Source organism: Sphingomonas sp. CFBP 8760, from assembly GCF_014841615.1.
Lineage (GTDB): Bacteria > Pseudomonadota > Alphaproteobacteria > Sphingomonadales > Sphingomonadaceae > Sphingomonas.
Genome location: NZ_JACYUG010000021.1, coordinates 1 through 16,744, shown reverse-complemented (window position 1 = coordinate 16,744; position 16,744 = coordinate 1). Strand labels below are relative to the sequence as shown.

Here is a 16,744-nt window from a genome sequence, read left to right as displayed (position 1 = left end):
AACAGAATATTGGTCCTACCAATATCCATCGGAGGGGAGAGGGTAATGGTTACTCGTGCGGGATGGAGCGTTCGCGCCATGATGCTCAGCGCGACCGCGACGATCGCCATCGCCAACGCGGACGCGCAGGTAACGGAGCGGGCACCCGCTCAAGCCGATGCCGTTACCGAAACCACTCCGGCGGCTCCGGATGACGCATCCACCGACATTGTCGTCACGGGCTTCCGTCAGTCGCTTGAGAACGCCGCTCGGGACAAACGTTCGCGCACCAATTTCACGGATTCGATCTTCGCCGAGGACATCGGCAAGTTTCCCGACGTCAACCTCGCGGAATCGCTCCAGCGCCTGCCCGGCATCCAGATCGAGCGTGACGTGAACAACGAAGGCGCCCGCATCAACGTCCGGGGCCTCGGACCGCAATTCAGTCTGGTCTCGCTCAACAACGCCCAGATCCAGTCGGTGTCGGAAACTTCGGGCGCCTCGTCGGAAGGGCGCGGCATCAGCCTGGACCTGTTTCCGACCGAATTGTTCCGCAGCTTGACGTTGTCGAAGAGCGCGACCGCAGGCCAGCTCGAAGGCGCCATCGCCGGCAACGTCGACCTGCGGCCGGTGCGGCCCTTCGACCGCGACGGCTTCAACCTCAACTGGCAGACTAAGGCGACCTACCAGGACGTGAGCGATCGGGTATCCCCCCGCGGCAGCATCTTCGCCAGCAACACGTGGAACACGGGGATCGGGAAGGTCGGCCTGCTCGGCGGCTTCGCATTCGTGCGCAATCAGTATCGCACCGACCTGTTCCATACCGTCGGCCATACGAGCCTCAACCTGCAGACGCGGTGCCCGCCCACCCAGGGAGGGTGTAATTCTCAGTCATTTGCGGGCAATGCCTCCAACCCGACCTATGGGTACGGCGGCGGTGCGACCATCCCGGGCTTCGTGCCCGCCAATACCGGCCTTGGACTGACCAGCGGCGCCCCGCTCAACCCCTGCGGACCGGGCGGCACGTCGGGCCTGAGCTGCAACGCGCTGAGCTACGCCATCCTGCCGCGCCTTGCCCGGTCTGAGGTGCAGGTGGGCAATCGCACCCGACTGACCGGGCTGGTCACCGGTCAATGGGCACCCGATGCCGATCTCACCTTCAACTTCGACGCGATGTACAGCCACGCCAAGATGTATTATTCGCAGAACGATCTGATGATGATGGTGCGCAGCACCAACAATCTCGTTCCTGTCAACTTTGCGGTCAACGACGCCAACTTGCTCACCCAGGGTACGTTCGGCAACGTCCAGATGCTGTCGGAGAACCGGCGCGTTTACACCAACTCCGATTTCGGCTACTACTCGATTGGCTTCGACTACAACGTCACCGATCTGCTGCGCATCCGCGGGTCGGCCGCTTACAACACAAGCAGCTTCGACCAGCGCGCCTGGACGTTCCTGCTGCGTACCGCGCCCAACATCGGGCTGGCGGTCGATTACAACCATCCCGAGGGCGCGATCGCGCCGACGATGACGCTCAACCGCAACGTGAACGATCCAAATCTCGGCTGGGTATGGGACACGCTGCGCGTTCAGCCGCAATTCCGTGACGCCAAGCAGCGCGACTTCCAGCTCCACGGCGAATACGGCACGGAAGCGCTGAAGGTCACAGCCGGCATCCAACTGCCGAAGTTCGAGCGGCGCATCGTCAACTGGGACACGAGCAACTGCGCCACCAACGGCGTCGCGGGACAGCCCTGCCCCGGTACGACAATCGTCACCGACCGCAACGGAGCGATCGCCTCGGTCCCTAATTCGCAGCTGAACGGCTACATGGTCCCATTCTCGTCCAAGCCGCTGTACCGACGATCCGGCTTCGACGTCGGCCTGAACGCCTGGGCGCTGCCGGATTACGACCGGCTGGAAGCGGCGATCGACATCCCCTATTTCGAACGCGAACTCGATCCGGTGAACCACCTGTCGACGATCAACCCCCGAGCGATTACCGAACGAACCCATTCCGCCTATGTGCAGGTCGACGGCAACCAGGATCTGCGCGGTCACGGCGTGCGGTACAATCTGGGCATGCGGTACATCAGCACGAGGCAGGGCGTGTCGGGCATCGTCAGCGATCCGACGCTGGGGCGCGACGTGCAGTTCTTCGGCAACACCTATTCAGACTGGCTGCCGAGCGGCAATCTGGCGGTGGACGTGACGGACCGGCTGGTGCTGCGCCTCGCCGCCTCCCGCACGATCACGCGCCCCAATCCGGGCGACTTGGCACCGGGCTTTTCACTCAGCGTCAGTGGCGATTCGTTGTCGATCGGCAATCCGGAGCTTCGGCCCTTCTATGCGGATGGCGCCGACATCGGACTGGAATGGTATCTCGCGCGGAACAACACGATCGCGATCAACCTGTGGCAGAAGAACGTGGAGGGTTTCACCGACATCGTCCGTTCGGTGCAGCCGTTCGGCACGCTGGGAGTCAATTTCGCCAACCTGCCCGCGGCCACGCAGCAGGGGCTTACCAACGCCGGCAACGGCAATCCCAACAACGCGCCCGTCAACATCAGCCAACGGCAGAACACGACCGAGATTGTCACCCTACGGGGGATCGAAATCAGCCTGCTTCAGCCGCTGGACATTCTGGTCGAAGGCCTGGGCTTCACCGCCAACTACACCTACATCAAGCAGACCACCAACGCGCCCGATCGCATCCTGGGCACCAGACTGCGCAAGCCGCCCGTCACGTCGGTGTCCCCCAGCACGGTGAACGTGTCGGCCTATTATGAGAACCACGGCATCAGTGCGCGCGTCTCCTACAATTACCGCGATCCGTATGTCGTCTCCTTCGGACCGGTGAACAACGTCGAGGGCGACTCGATCATGGAGAAATCGTCGTTCCTCGACGCGTCCATCGGCATCGAGCTGCCCTTCTACCGGGCGGCGCGCCTTACCCTGGAGGCACAGAACCTGACCAACCAGGCGCAGATCGTGAACATCGACGGGCAGCGCCAGATGCCGGTGTCCGTCACCGCGCCCGGCCGGACCTTCAGCATCGGCTTGGCCGGGAGCTTCTGATCCTGTTTGTCGTGACCATCGGCAGGAGCCTCGACGTGAAGAACCGCCGCCCCCTCACCCGAATGCTGACCCTGATGCCCGGCGCGCTGCTGCTTGCCGCGGCGTCGGCACAGGACCGGCCACTGTCGGTTCCGCGGCCACTCCTGCGTCCGTTGCCATCGTCGGTCGCCGGCGTCGCCCGACCCGTGGTGTCCCTAGCGGGATCCTGGGCGCTGGCGCTCGATCCCCCGGCAGCGTTCTGGACGACCGCAACAGTTCAGGCGGACTGGAGCGACGTGGTCCTGCCGTCTGATCTTCAGACTGGTGCGCGTGCGCCGCGACAGGGTCGGGAGTATGCTCTGCGCCGCACGGTCAGGGTGCCTGCGGACTTTGCGGGCAGCCGGACGATCCTGCGCTTCGAAAGCGTGACTGGGCACGTCCGGCTGTGGGTGAACGGACAGGCCGTGCCCGGCCATCGCGGCGGATTCGTCGCCTGGGAACGCGACATCACCGACCTGGTGACGCCGGGCCGTGATGCGACGATCTTGCTCGGGGTCACCGATCCCATCGGCGGCATCTCCAGCTTCGAAGCCGGTGGCGTGCTGCGTGACGTGAGGCTGGTCGCGACGCCGCAGGACCACGTCACGCGCTTTCACGCCGACACCCTCTTCGATCGCGACTATCGTGACGCTACCTTGCGCGTGACCGCCGAGGCGGCATTCCACCGTGCGCGGGCGGCGCGCCTCCATCTAACGCTGACCGATCCGCAAGGTCGTACGGTACCGCTGCCGCGCGCATCGGTTGATCTGCGTGCAGGCGTCGGCGAGGCGACCGTCGCGCTTCCCGTAGTCGCCCCCACGAAGTGGGATGCGGAACATCCCGCGCTCTACACATTGGCCGGGCGGCTGGAAGTGGGCGGCCGTACGGTGGAGACGGTGACACGCCGGATCGGATTCCGCCAGATCGAGCGGCGCGGTCGGATCGTCCTGGTCAACGGCCAGGAAGTGAAGTTGCGCGGCATCAATCATCACGACGTGGGTCCTGCCGGGCGCAGCGTGACCGCGGCGATGGACGAGCAGGACGTCCGGCTGTTTCGCGACGCCAACATCAATTACATCCGTACCTCGCACTATCCGCCGAGCGAGGCGTTTCTGGATGCCGCCGACCGTCTTGGCGTCTATGTCGGCGACGCGGCGTCGATTGCATTCGTCGATGCGGCGACCGCCAATGATCCGAAGCGGATGCCCGAACTCGTCGGTGCGGTCGCCGACATGATCGAACGCGATCGCAGCCACCCCTCCGTATTCGCCTGGGATCTGGCGAACGAGTCGAGTTGGGGCGCAGGCATGGCAGCGGTGCTCGACTACGCGAAGCGCGAGGATCCGAGTCGGCCGACCGTATGGAGCTTCGGCGATCGCGCACCCGGCGGCACCGACGCTCCATACGACATCTACAGCCTCCATTACGCATCCTGGTCGCGTGACCTGTCCGCCGGCGGGCGTCACGGGCCGGGTGACCTCGAGACCAATGGCGCCAGTGCCTGGGAGCATATCGCGCAGCCGGTGCTGCACGACGAATGGGCGCACGTCCCTACCTACAACACCGATGAGCTCCGCCGCGATCCCGGCTTGCGCGATTTCTGGGGCGAGAGCATCGCGCGGTTCTGGAACGGCCTGTTTCCGGCGAACGGCGCCTTGGGCGGCGCGATCTGGGCGGGGATCGACGAGGTGCCGACACCTGGTCGCCTGTCTGCGCCCGAATGGGGGATAGTCGACGTATGGCGCCGCCCCAAGCCCGAATGGTGGTTGGTCAAGAAGGCCTATTCGCCGGTACGGCTGGACGAAAGCAATCCAGCCGTGCCCGCGATCGGCAAGCCGTTGCTGGTCCGCATCGGAAACCGTTTCGACCACAGCAACCTCAAGGAACTGCGCATCGACTGGGCGGTGGCGGGCGAGAAGGGCACGATGTCCGGACCGGACATCGCTCCGCACGCGGACGGACTCATCACCCTGCCCGCGCGCGACTGGCAGGCGGGCGACATCGTCGATTTGCGGTTCTTCCGCGCCGGCGACCTGCTCGCAGACGAGCATCGGCTCCAGATTGCGCCGGCGCAGCTGACTACGGTCCCCTTCCCCACCGGCCCCACCCCACGGATTGAACGGACGCGGGACGCGATCCTCGTTTCCGGCACCGACTTCGCCCTACGCTTCGATCGGCGTACCGGGTCGATTGCGAGCGGCACCTACAAGGGGGCGGAACTGATCCAGGGCGGGCTGTTCCTGAACCTGAACTCCGGCACTCCGCTTCTAGCATGGACATTAGACGGACTATCGGCCGCGACGGAGGGCACGGCGGCCGTCGTCAGGATCGCCGGCAGCCATGGTGCCACGAAGGTCCGCTTCGTCCTGACGATCGACGGCGCCGGCACGATCGACGCGCGCTACACGCTGGACGCCGTGCCGCCTATCAAGCGCCAACTGGCGCGCGGCCATTCCTTCGCCCGCGACGTCGGGGGTCATTTCGAGGTCGGCCTGTCGTTCCTGCTCAATCCGGACATCGACCGGCTGACCTGGCATCGCCATGGCCAGTGGTCGGCGTATCCCGCCGACCATATCGGACGAACCCGAGGCGAGGCGGTCCGGGTCGGGACGTCGGCTGGGCATCGCGTAGGCACACGGCCGGAATGGCCATGGTCACACGACGATCGGAATGTCCTACTCTGGGGCCAGCATGACCTTGGCGGACGCGGAACCAACGACTTCCGAAGCACCAAGGCGGGCATCTACCGCGCTTCGGCCGTGCTGCACGGGTCCAAGGCGCGGCTCGAAGCGCTTTCGCCTGGAACCGACGCCGTGCGCCTCGCGGTGCAGGAGGACCCCAAGACGCATGTCGAGATCGGCGATCCGCGCGTCCGCCTGACCGGTCACTGGATCAGCGATGGCGCGGTTACGGGCAGCGGCGGCGTGGGCGATACGGCCGAGCTGGCATTCGACGGCGGCAGCGTCACTTGGTTCGGCCCACGCTCGCCGACCGGCGGCATCGCCGACGTCTATATCGACGGCAAGTTGGAGGCCGCGGCGATCAGCCTGTTCGCCCCCGCCGTCCCGCCCGACAAGCTGGCGAACGACACGACGCGCGAAGCGCTGTTCAGTCGCGAGGGGCTGCCGGATGGTAAGCACACACTGCGCATCGTCGCCCGCCAGGCAGAAACGGCTGGCCGGACGGTATCGATCGCCGGCTTCCGCATCGGACAGGAGGCGGCGAACGGCCAGGTCCGGATGATCGTCAACAATCTCTGGAACTATCCGCAGCTATCCTGGGGCAACTACGTGAAGAAACCGGTGCTGGTGACGAACGGCTACACGAACAGCGTGCGCGTGCGCTTCACGGATCGCGACACGAAGATCGACCGGCCGTGACGGGTCTGACTGGACTGGCAGCGGTGGCAATGCCGGTCACGATCGTGCTCCGCCAACCGACGCAGGTTCAGCGCCGACATGCGCCGACGAACGATGACGAGCACTTCGAGATGGTCGACCCAGCCGGCTACGGCGATCTCATCAACTGCCCATCTGCGCAGCCCATACTACTCTCCGCCGTGCGTGCAAAGCCGGGCAGCCGCGATCGAACGAAGCTCGGCATCCGTGCCGAGAGCCTGTGCGATGCGACCGTACGGCCAGCCGCGCGATTGCCAATCCCGAACTCCCGCCTTTCCCTGTTGCCATGCGAGTATTCATGACCCGATCGACCGCACGCCGCCGCATCGCCGGACTCGTCTTCGTTGCCACGCTCGCCATTTCGCCCGCCATCGCGCAGCGCGCGTCCGACCCACCACGACTGGAACGCCGCGGCGCGGTCTCGCAGCTGATCGTCGAAGGCGTGCCGTTTATGGTGCTGGGCGGCGAGGTCCACAATTCCAGTTCGTCCAGCCTAGCCCATATGGCGCCGATCTGGCCACGGCTGGCGGCGATGAACCTCAACACCGTCCTGGTGCCGATATCGTGGGAGCAGATGGAACCGCGTGAGGGCGTTTACGATTTCTCGCTGGTCGATGGGCTGATCCGCGATGCGCGCCGTCACGACATGCGACTGGGCCTGCTGTGGTTCGGAACGTGGAAGAACATGGTGTCGTCCTACGCCCCCGCCTGGGTCCGCCGCGACCGAGCGCGATTCCCCGCTGTGATCGATCGGGCAGGCAACGCGTTGCCGATCCTGTCGACCTTCGGCGTGGAAGGACAGGCGGCCGACGGACATGCCTTCGCCGCGCTGATGGGTCATCTGCGGCAGATCGACGGAGCGCAGCACACAGTGCTGATGGTGCAGGTCGAAAACGAGGTCGGTTTAGGATCGGGCGAACGCGACCATTCGGAGGCAGCCAACCGCGCCTTTGCCGGCCCGGTCCCGCCCGCGCTGATCGCGCGTCTGACCGGCGACCGGGCATCGCTGTCGCGCGAATTGCTCGGCGTCTGGGGGGCGGCGGGCAGCCGCACGGCCGGCACCTGGGAAGAGGTGTTCGGCACAGGACCCGAAACGAGCGAGATCTTCATGGCCTGGCATTATGCCCGTTACCTGTCGGGCGTGGTCGGCGACGGCCACCGGGCCTATCCGTTGCCGCTGTTCACCAATGCGGCGATCGGCCGGCAGGACGGCAAGGTAGGCACATATCCCAGCGGCGGGCCGCTGCCGCTCGTGCTGAACATCTGGCAAACAGGCGCGCCCGAGATCGGAATTCTCTCCCCCGACATCTATTACGGCAGCTTCGCCGACTGGTCGGCGAAATACACCCAATCCGGAAATCCGTTGTTCGTTCCCGAGATGCCCGGTGGCCCACAGGGCGCCGGCAACGCATTTCTCGCCATCGGCAATCACGGCGCGATCGGCGTCTCGCCGTTCGGTATCGACGGCGCGGCCGGCGGCAAGGATATCGCCGACGCCTATGCGACGCTGCGCCAACTCGGCCCCGCGATCCTCGCGCAGCAACCCCGGGGCATGGTAAAGGCGGTAGTGGTGGATGCGACGAACGGCAGCGGCCGCATCACGCTCGGCGACTATGTCCTGAATATCGCGCTGCGCCGCAACCGGGGCAGCAGCACGGCCGCGACGCACGGCTATGCTCTGGTCATCGCCGACGCCGCCGATCGCTTCACCATCGCCGGCAAGGACGTTCAGATCACCTTCTCGGCCAGCCCACCCCGGACCACGGTCGGCCTGGACGTGGTGGAGGAAGGACAGTTCGCCGAGGGGCGCTGGGTGCCCAGACGTCGGTTGAACGGCGACGAGACGATGCTGGATTATGGTCTGGGAACGCTGGCCGCGACCTATCAAGATGGCACGGGGCTGCGCCTCGGTGGCGACGCGCCGCAAATCCTGCGCGTCAGCGTGTTCCCGATCCGATGACCCACCATAAGGACGACGCGATGCTTCAGTACCCACGACGCTCCATTCTGAAGGCCGGCGGCGCCGGCGCGATCGGCGCGTTGATCGCCGGGCCGATGGTCGCCAATGCGGCGGAGCCCGCCCAGGGTACGGCGACGATGGGTGTCTGCTACTATCCCGAGCACTGGCCCGAAAGCCGCTGGCCGATCGACGCTGCTGAAATGCGCGCCCGCGGCATCACCCGGGTCCGGATCGGAGAATTCGCCTGGACGCTGATGGAGCCACGTCGCGGCCGGTACGATTGGGGATGGCTGGACCGCGTCGTCGCGGTGCTGGGCGATGCGGGCCTCGGCGTCGTGCTTGGCACGCCGACCGCGACGCCGCCCGCATGGCTGGTGGCCGAACTGCCGGAGATCCTGCCGGTCGGCGCGAACGGGCAGACCAAGGGCTTCGGGTCGCGACGCTATTACACCTTCTCCAGCGCCCGTTACCGGGCCGAGTGCGTGCGCATCGCCCGCGCGATGGCCGGCCGCTATGGCCGGCACCCGGCGGTCGTCGGCTGGCAGATCGACAACGAATATGGCTGCCACGACACGACCTATTCCTATGGTCCCGTCGATCTGGCCGGCTTTCGCGCCTGGACAGCACGCAGATACGGCACGGTCGAGCGGCTGAACGCCGCCTGGGGCGCCGTCGTGTGGTCGCAGCAGGTCGGCAGCTTCGACGAGGTCGGCCTGCCGGTCGCCACGCCTTACGACCCCTCGCCCGCCAAGCTGCTCGACTATCGTCGCTATGCATCCGAACAGGTGAAGCTGTTCCACGACGCGCAGGTGCAGGCCATCCGGCCGTCGTCGCCGGGACGGTTCGTCACGACCAACTTCATGGGCAACTTCACCGAATTCGATCATTATCCGATCGGCGACGCGATCGATTTCGCATCGTGGGACAGTTACCCGCTGGGTATCGCGGCGGGACGGGACGATCCGCGCTGGGACCGTACCGGTTACCCCGACATCACCGCCTGGAACCACGACGTGATGCGCGCGATCAGCCCGGCGCCGTTCTGGATCATGGAGCAACAACCCGGCGCGGTGAACTGGGCACGGTACAACCCCGTGCCGATGCCCGGCATGGTCCGTCTATGGGCATGGGAGGCGTTCGCGCACGGAGCGGCCGTGGTCAGCCACTTCCGCTGGCGGCAGGGGCAGATCGGGCAGGAACAGATGCATGCCGGCCTGAACCTGCCCGATGGCACCATCTCGGTCGGCGGACGCGAAGCGGCCCAGGTGGCAAGGGAGATCGCGAAGGTCGGTCCGTTGCCGCCCACCGCCCGCGGCGACGTCGCGCTGGTCTTCGACTACCAGACGGTGTGGATGGCGGAGATACAGCCGAACGGCGCCGGCCAGCAGCACCTCGATCACGTCCAGTCCTGGTATGCCGCGCTGCGCGGGCTGGGGCTGGACGTGGACATCGTCCGCCCGGGCGCCGACCTTGCTGGCTACCGGCTCGTGGTGGTCCCGTCGGTGTGGATCGTAGACGACGCGCTGCGCAGCGCATTGGAACGGTGCCCCGGCACCATCGTGATCGGCCCGCGCACCGGATCGAAGACTGCGGACTTCGCGATACCGCCGACCCTGCCGCCCGGACCGCTCGGCAAATCGCTGCCGGTTCGGGTCACCCAGGTGGCGGCGCTGCGCGCGGGCACCGCCATCCCGGTCGTCGGAACCGACCTTGCCGGCAGCGCCCATGGCTGGCGCGAATGGCTCGACACCGCGCTGCCGGTGCTGGCGCGCTATGACGATGGCGAAGCGGCGGTGGTGGGGAGCGAGCGTCGCTGGTACGTCGGCTGCCGGGGTGATGCGACCTTCACCCGCGCGTTGATGAAGGCAGCGTGCGTCAAGGCCGGCCTGACCATCCTGCCGCTGCCGGACCATGTCCGCCTGCGCCGGCGCGGCGACCTGCAATTCGCCTTCAACTATGGGCCGCAGCCATGGAATGCCCCTGTTGATGCCGGCCCCTTTCTACTCGGCGGGCGCCGCGTGGAGCCCTGCTCGCTGGCGATCTGGCGCGCCGGGCGCGGGATGGCGCGCTGATGCGGCGGCTCGCTTTCCTGGCGGCGGCCCTCGCTTCCATGCCCGCCGCAGCAGCCGCACAGTCCGTGACGCTGTTCGACGGACGCGAGGTCGCCGACATCGTCCATGCCGCCGATGATTCCGCACGGCTCGCCAGCCAGATGCTGGCGCGTGATCTGACCCGGGTCACCGGGCGCACGCCGCGCGTGTTGACCGACGTGGCGCAATGCCGTCGCCTGTGCGTAATCGTCGGTGCGGCGGACACCGCATTGGTTCGCGCTGTCGCCAGCGACACGGGGGTCGCCTTGGGCGAGCTTGCCGGCCAGTGGGAACGCTATCTGCGGCTCGAAACCCGGTCACGCAGCGTACCCTCGCGCCGCTATCTGCTGCTCGCCGGGTCGGACCGGCGGGGCGCGGTCTGGGGTGTGACCGACCTGACGCGTGAGATTGGCGTTTCCGCCTGGGAATGGTGGGCGGACGTGACGCCGCGGACGGTCGATCGGCTGACGGTGAACGGCACGCGTCGCCTGTCGAACGCGCCATCGGTTCGCTACCGCGGCATCTTCCTGAACGATGAGGACTGGGGACTGCAGCCCTGGGCGGCGAAGACGCACGAGCCCGCCGTCGGTGACATCGGGCCAAAGACCTATGCCCGGATCTTCGAACTGCTCTGGCGACTGAAGGCCAATCTGATCTGGCCGGCGATGCACGACAGTACCAAGCCTTTCTATCAGATTCCTGGCAACGCCGAGGCCGCCCGCGCGCACGACATTGTCGTCGGCACCTCCCATGCCGAACCGATGATGCGCAACAACGTGCGCGAATGGGATGACAAGACCGACGGCGAGTTCAACTTCTTCTCCAACCGCGCCGCGATGGCCAGATACTGGCGCCGTCGGGCGGAGGAGGTGAAGGGCTTCGAGAACGTCTACACCATCGGCCTGCGCGGCAAGCACGATTCGGGCATGGAGGGGGCGTCCACGCCGGGCGAGGCGCGCGGCGCGATGGCCGACGCGATCCGGCTGCAGCGCGACATTCTGGCCGCCGCGCAGGGCCGCCCGGCAGCGGCGGTGCCGCAGGTGCTGACGCTCTACAAGGAAGTGCTCGACATCTATGCGACCGGACTCAAGGTGCCGGACGACGTGACGATCGTGTGGCCGGAGGACAATTACGGCTACATCAACCAGCTGCCGAACCCCATGGAACGCGCGCGGAACGGTGGGTCAGGTGTCTACTATCACATTTCCTATTGGGGTCGGCCGCACGACTATCTCTGGCTGGCCACGACCCATCCCGCGCTGATCCGCGAGCAGCTGGACCGCGCCTGGCAGACGGACGCGCGCCGGCTGTGGGTGGTCAACGTGGGCGACATCAAGCCGGCCGAGTATCTGACGCAATACTTCCTCGACCTCGCCTTCGATCACCGCGCCTTTACCGATACCCCACGCGCGCATCTCGCCGCCTGGGCGCGCGATCAGTTCGGGGCCGGACAGGCCGACGGTATCGCAGCGGTGATGACCGAATACTATGATCTGGCATTCGAGCGCCGTCCGGAATTCATGGGGTTCAGCCAGGTCGAACCGGTCACGCCGATCCGCATCGGCGACCATGTGCGCAGCGGCGGCGAGGAAGCGCGCCGCCGCATCGACCGTTATGCCGACCTTGTCGCAAGAGCAGAGGCGATCGCCGCCGGGCTTCCCGCCGACCGGCGCGACGCCTTCTTCCAGATCGTCCTTTATCCGGTCCGGTCCGCCGCCAACATCAACACGCGCAATCTGACGCTCGATCTCGCCGCGCTTTCTGCCCGGCAAGGCCATGCGAACGTCAATGCCCTGGCCGACCGGGCTCGCGCGGCTCACGCCGCGATCATCGCCGACACCCTTGCCTACAACGAGCAGAACGGCGGCAAATGGCGGCACATTATGGACATGGCGCCACGCCGCCTGCCGGTGTTCGCCGAGCCTCTCTATCCCAAGGTCGACCTGCCCGCCGTTCCGGGCTGCATGGTCGACAGCGACGATCTCGTGTTCGTCGCGGGGCAACCGGCCAGCCACCCGGCGACCATCCGGAGCACTGGACAAGCCGCAGACTGGTCGATGGGCGCGATCGCCGGACTCACTGCTGACGCGTCGTCGGGCAGGCTGGATGCCGGCAACGGCTTCGAGCGGCGAGTCATGCTCCGCTACGACGGCAAAGGACCGGTCGGGTCGGCGACCGTCCGCTGCGAGGGGAGCAGCTACCCCGTCACGCCCCGCCTGCTTCCCGCTGCGACGGATGGCGCACCGGTGACCTATCAGCGTATTGTATCGCTCGCCGCGACTGATGCGGACGGACTGCTTCCGACCGATTGGGAGCCGGTTCCCGGCCTGGGGTCGCGCGGCACGGCGTTGCGCTCGCGGCTTACCTTATCCTCCATCAAGCCGGACGCCGCGCGCGATCCACTGCGCTACAGCTTCACGACTGGCGCGGAAGCCGATGCCGATCTGCGCATCGTCGCGCTGCCCGTTCACCCGCTCACGTCGGAAACCCGGCTACGCATCGGCGTGCGCGTGGATGACGGTGTCATGCAGATACTCGACTATGAGACGCATGGTCGCAGCGAGGAATGGAAACGCAACGTCCTGTCGAACAGTGCGGTCCGGTCGCTGCGTCTGGCGACGTTGGCCCCCGGCCGGCATCACCTGCGCCTCTACGCGCTCGACCCGGGCTTCCTGCTCGACCGCATCGACCTGCGGCTGGAAGGCGCGCCGGACCATTACGGCGCACCGCTGAAGCAATGACCAGCACGATGGCGTCGGAGAGCGGTGGTCCACCCCGCCTCCCGCACGAGGGCAATTCGCCGACGGCTCGGCGATGGACGATTGGATCGGATGAGAAGGACATTACCCCTATGATCGCTGCACGGTTCGCACCCCGATACGCGACGCGGCCACGCTGATGCCGCGGATCGTCGATGCCCGCGTCATCATCACCGCGCCGGGCCGCAACTTCGTCACGCTCAAGATCACCTGCGACGACGGCACGACCGGCCTGGGCGACGCGACGCTCAACGGCCGCGAGATGGCCGTCGTCGCCTACCTCACCGAGCACGTCGTGCCCTGTCTGATCGGCCGGGACGCGCACCGGATCGAGGATGTCTGGCAGTATCTCTACAAGGGCGCCTATTGGCGGCGTGGCCCGGTGACGATGACCGCGATCGCCGCGGTCGATACCGCGCTGTGGGACATAAAGGGCAAGATCGCCGGTCTGCCCGTCTACCAGTTGCTGGGCGGCGCGGCACGCGACGGCTGCCTCGTCTACGCCCATGCCAATGGCGTCACGATCGAGGATACGATTCACGAGGCCCGGGCCGCGATCCGTGATGGCTATCGCGCGGTGCGGCTACAATGCGGCGTCCCCGGGCTGCCGACGACGTACGGCGTCGCCAAGCCGGGCGAGCGCTACGAGCCGGCCGATGGCGAGCTGCCGACCGAGAGCGTCTGGTCGACGCCCCAATACCTGCGCGTCGTACCGGAACTGTTCCGCTTAGCACGCGAGGCGCTGGGCTGGGACGTGCACCTGCTCCACGACGTCCACCACCGCCTGACACCGATCGAGGCCGGACGGCTGGGCAGCGATCTGGAGCCCTATCGCCCCTTCTGGCTGGAGGACGTGACCCCGGCAGAGGATCAGGAGGCGTTCCGCCTCATCCGTCACCACACCACCACGCCACTTGCCGTCGGCGAGGTGTTCAACTCGATCTGGGACTGCAAGACACTGATCGAGAACCAGCTGATCGACTACATCCGCGCGACCGTGGTGCATGCCGGCGGGATCACGCACCTACGCCGGATCGCGGCGCTGGCCGATCTGTACCAGATCCGGACCGGTTGCCACGGTGCGACCGACCTCAGTCCAGTCGCAATGGCGGCGGCACTGCACTTCGGTCTTTCGGTACCCAATTTCGGCATACAGGAGCATATGCCGCACACCACGGATACCGACGCCGTGTTCCCGCACGCTTATCGCTTCGAAGACGGTCTCATGCATCCAGGCGACGCGCCCGGTCTGGGCGTCGACATCGACGAGGAGCTTGCGAAGGAATACGGGTATCGCCGCGCGTATCTGCCGGTGAACCGTCTGGAGGACGGCACGCTGTGGAGCTGGTAGAATGACCGCTCCATCGGCGGATCTGCTCGAAAAGCCGGCGGGCCGCATCCGCTGGATCGTCTGCGCACTGCTCTTCGCCGCCGTGGCGCTCAGCTACGTCGATCGTCTGGTGCTTCCGACGCTGAAGCCGGAACTTCAGGCGCGCTACGGCTGGAGTGAACAGGGCTACGCCGATCTCGCGATCGCGTTCCAGGCCGCGTACGGGATCTCGTACGTCCTGTTCGGCCGGTTCGTCGATCGGGTCGGAGCGAAGATCGGCTACGCGGTGGCGGTGACGATCTGGACGATCGGACACGTCGCGCATGTCCTGTTCACCAGCGCGGGCGGGATGATCTGGGCGCGACTACCGCTCGCGATCGGCGAGGCGGGTGCGTTTCCGGCGGCCCTGGCGGCGGCGAACGAGTGGTTTCCGCAGCGCGAGCGGGCGCTGGCGATCGGCATCTTCAACGCAGGGTCGAACGTCGGCGCGATCCTGACCCCGCTGATCGTGCCGGCGATCGCCGTGACGTTCGGATGGCGGATGGCGTTCGTAGCGACGGGTGCGCTGACCGTCGTATGGCTGGCGGCGTGGCTGATCTTCTATCGCAGCCCGCGGGTGCATCGTCGCGTTACCACCGGGGAGCTCAGATGGATCGAGAGCGACCCGGTGCCCCCCGCGCGACCGGTGGCGTGGCGGACGCTGCTGCGGCTGAGGCAGACCTGGGCCTACATGCTTGCGCGCTTCATGATCGATCCGATCTGGTGGACGTTCCTGTTCTGGCTGCCCGACTTCTTCAACCGCCAGTACGGCGTCAAGATGCTGGACTTCGGACCGCCGCTGGTCGCGGTCTACGTGCTGGCCGACGTCGGATCGGTCGCAGGTGGGTGGGCTTCCTCGCGCCTGCTGGCGCGAGGCGCCAGCCCCAACCGTGCACGCAAGACCGCCATGGCGGGATGCGCTGTGTTCGCATTGCCGATCATCTTCGCCGCACAGGCGCCCGGCCTGTGGTGGGCGGTGCTGGCGATCGGCATGGCATGCGCCTGCCATCAGGGCTTCTCAGCCAACGTGTATGCCATCCCCGGCGACTTGTTCCCGCGAGGGATGGGCGGATCCGTAGTCGGGTTAGGTGGCCTCGCCGGTGCGGTCGGCGGCATGCTGATGGCGAAGTTCGCCGGCGCGATACTGGCAGGCGTCGGCAGCTACGGCCCGATCTTCATGATCGCCGGCTGCGCCTACTTTGCAGCGCTGCTGGTCGTTCATCTGCTGATACCCCACTACGCGCCCGTAGATCGGGAACGGCTGCCGTGATCGGTCGATCAACATGCGGGAGCACGGGCCATGGGCACGCCGGGGCGACGTGTTTCCCTAACGCCGCTATAGCAGATCGACATGCCAACCCACCGGTCAGAAGCCGATGGACCTGCCAAGATCGGATGGCTTTCTGATTTGGCATGCCAATCGAGAAGCGCCCGGCAGAATGGACCAAGATCGCGTAGCACGACGAAGTTCGACAGGTTCTGACCAAGACCTTGGAGGTTGACACGATGATGATCCGCCCATGCGCCTACGCTGGTCTTCTGCTTCCGCTCGTCACATTTTCCCATTCCGTCTCCGCGCAAACACCGGGCCGATACGACGCCATCCATTCCGGTACGCCCTGGTTCGATCAGCGTGGCCTGCCGGTCAGTGCGCATGGCGGCGGGATCACCAAGGACGGTGATACCTATTACCTGTTCGGGGAAGCGCACCGCGACATGACGAACGCGTTTGCCGGCTTCAATTGCTACTCGTCGAAGGATTTGGCCAATTGGCGCTTCGAAAGCGTGGCGTTGCCCGTGCAGCAATCCGGCGCACTGGGGCCNTTGGCTATGCCACAGCCATGAACATCACCGGACCCTACGCGTTCCAAGGCCCGCTGCTGTTCAACGGCAAGCCGATCGCGAAGTGGGACATGGGTGCGTTCCAGGATGAAGACGGCACTGGCTATGTCCTGCTGCACGGCGGCGATATCTATCGCCTTGCCGACGACTATCGGAGCGTCCGCGAGCATATCAACAAGGCGATGGCTCATGGCTTTGAGTCGCCTGCGATGTTTCGCAAGGGAAAAACCTATTATTTCCTGGGATCG

General features: G+C 66.3%; 9 protein-coding genes. All 9 read left to right on the top strand.

The genetic code is table 11. The features are described from left to right. The first annotated feature begins 78 nt into the window (after positions 1 to 78). Positions 79 to 3,060 carry a TonB-dependent receptor gene (locus IFT82_RS17740; protein ID WP_192129358.1) on the top strand — a complete coding sequence of 994 codons (2,982 nt, stop codon included), beginning with the start codon at positions 79 to 81 and terminating at the stop codon, positions 3,058 to 3,060. Positions 3,061 to 3,071: 11 nt separating this feature from the next. Continuing rightward, positions 3,072 to 6,458 carry a glycoside hydrolase family 2 TIM barrel-domain containing protein gene (locus IFT82_RS17735; RefSeq protein ID WP_207105823.1) on the top strand — a complete coding sequence of 1,129 codons (3,387 nt, stop codon included), beginning with the start codon at positions 3,072 to 3,074 and terminating at the stop codon, positions 6,456 to 6,458. After that, complete coding sequence (locus IFT82_RS17730) at positions 6,455 to 6,778, top strand: hypothetical protein (protein ID WP_192129354.1); 324 nt, start codon at positions 6,455 to 6,457, stop codon at positions 6,776 to 6,778. The genes IFT82_RS17735 and IFT82_RS17730 overlap by 4 nt, the downstream gene beginning before the upstream one ends. Continuing rightward, positions 6,775 to 8,436, top strand: coding sequence for a GH35 family beta-galactosidase (locus IFT82_RS17725; protein WP_192129352.1), 1,662 nt, complete (start codon positions 6,775 to 6,777; stop codon positions 8,434 to 8,436). The genes IFT82_RS17730 and IFT82_RS17725 overlap by 4 nt, the downstream gene beginning before the upstream one ends. Continuing rightward, complete coding sequence (locus IFT82_RS17720) at positions 8,433 to 10,508, top strand: beta-galactosidase (protein WP_207105822.1); 2,076 nt, start codon at positions 8,433 to 8,435, stop codon at positions 10,506 to 10,508. The genes IFT82_RS17725 and IFT82_RS17720 overlap by 4 nt, the downstream gene beginning before the upstream one ends. After that, positions 10,508 to 13,267, top strand: coding sequence for a glycosyl hydrolase 115 family protein (locus IFT82_RS17715; RefSeq protein WP_192129350.1), 2,760 nt, complete (start codon positions 10,508 to 10,510; stop codon positions 13,265 to 13,267). Before IFT82_RS17720 ends, IFT82_RS17715 begins: the two co-directional genes overlap by 1 nt. Before the next feature lie 157 nt (positions 13,268 to 13,424). Beyond that, positions 13,425 to 14,636, top strand: coding sequence for a D-mannonate dehydratase ManD (gene manD, locus IFT82_RS17710; RefSeq protein WP_192129348.1), 1,212 nt, complete (start codon positions 13,425 to 13,427; stop codon positions 14,634 to 14,636). 1 nt (position 14,637) lies between these two features. Next, positions 14,638 to 15,924 carry an MFS transporter gene (locus IFT82_RS17705; protein WP_192129346.1) on the top strand — a complete coding sequence of 429 codons (1,287 nt, stop codon included), beginning with the start codon at positions 14,638 to 14,640 and terminating at the stop codon, positions 15,922 to 15,924. A gap of 571 nt (positions 15,925 to 16,495) precedes the next feature. Then, a partial coding sequence (locus IFT82_RS17695) for a hypothetical protein (RefSeq protein WP_199860567.1) occupies positions 16,496 to 16,744 on the top strand: 249 nt, incomplete at its 3' end.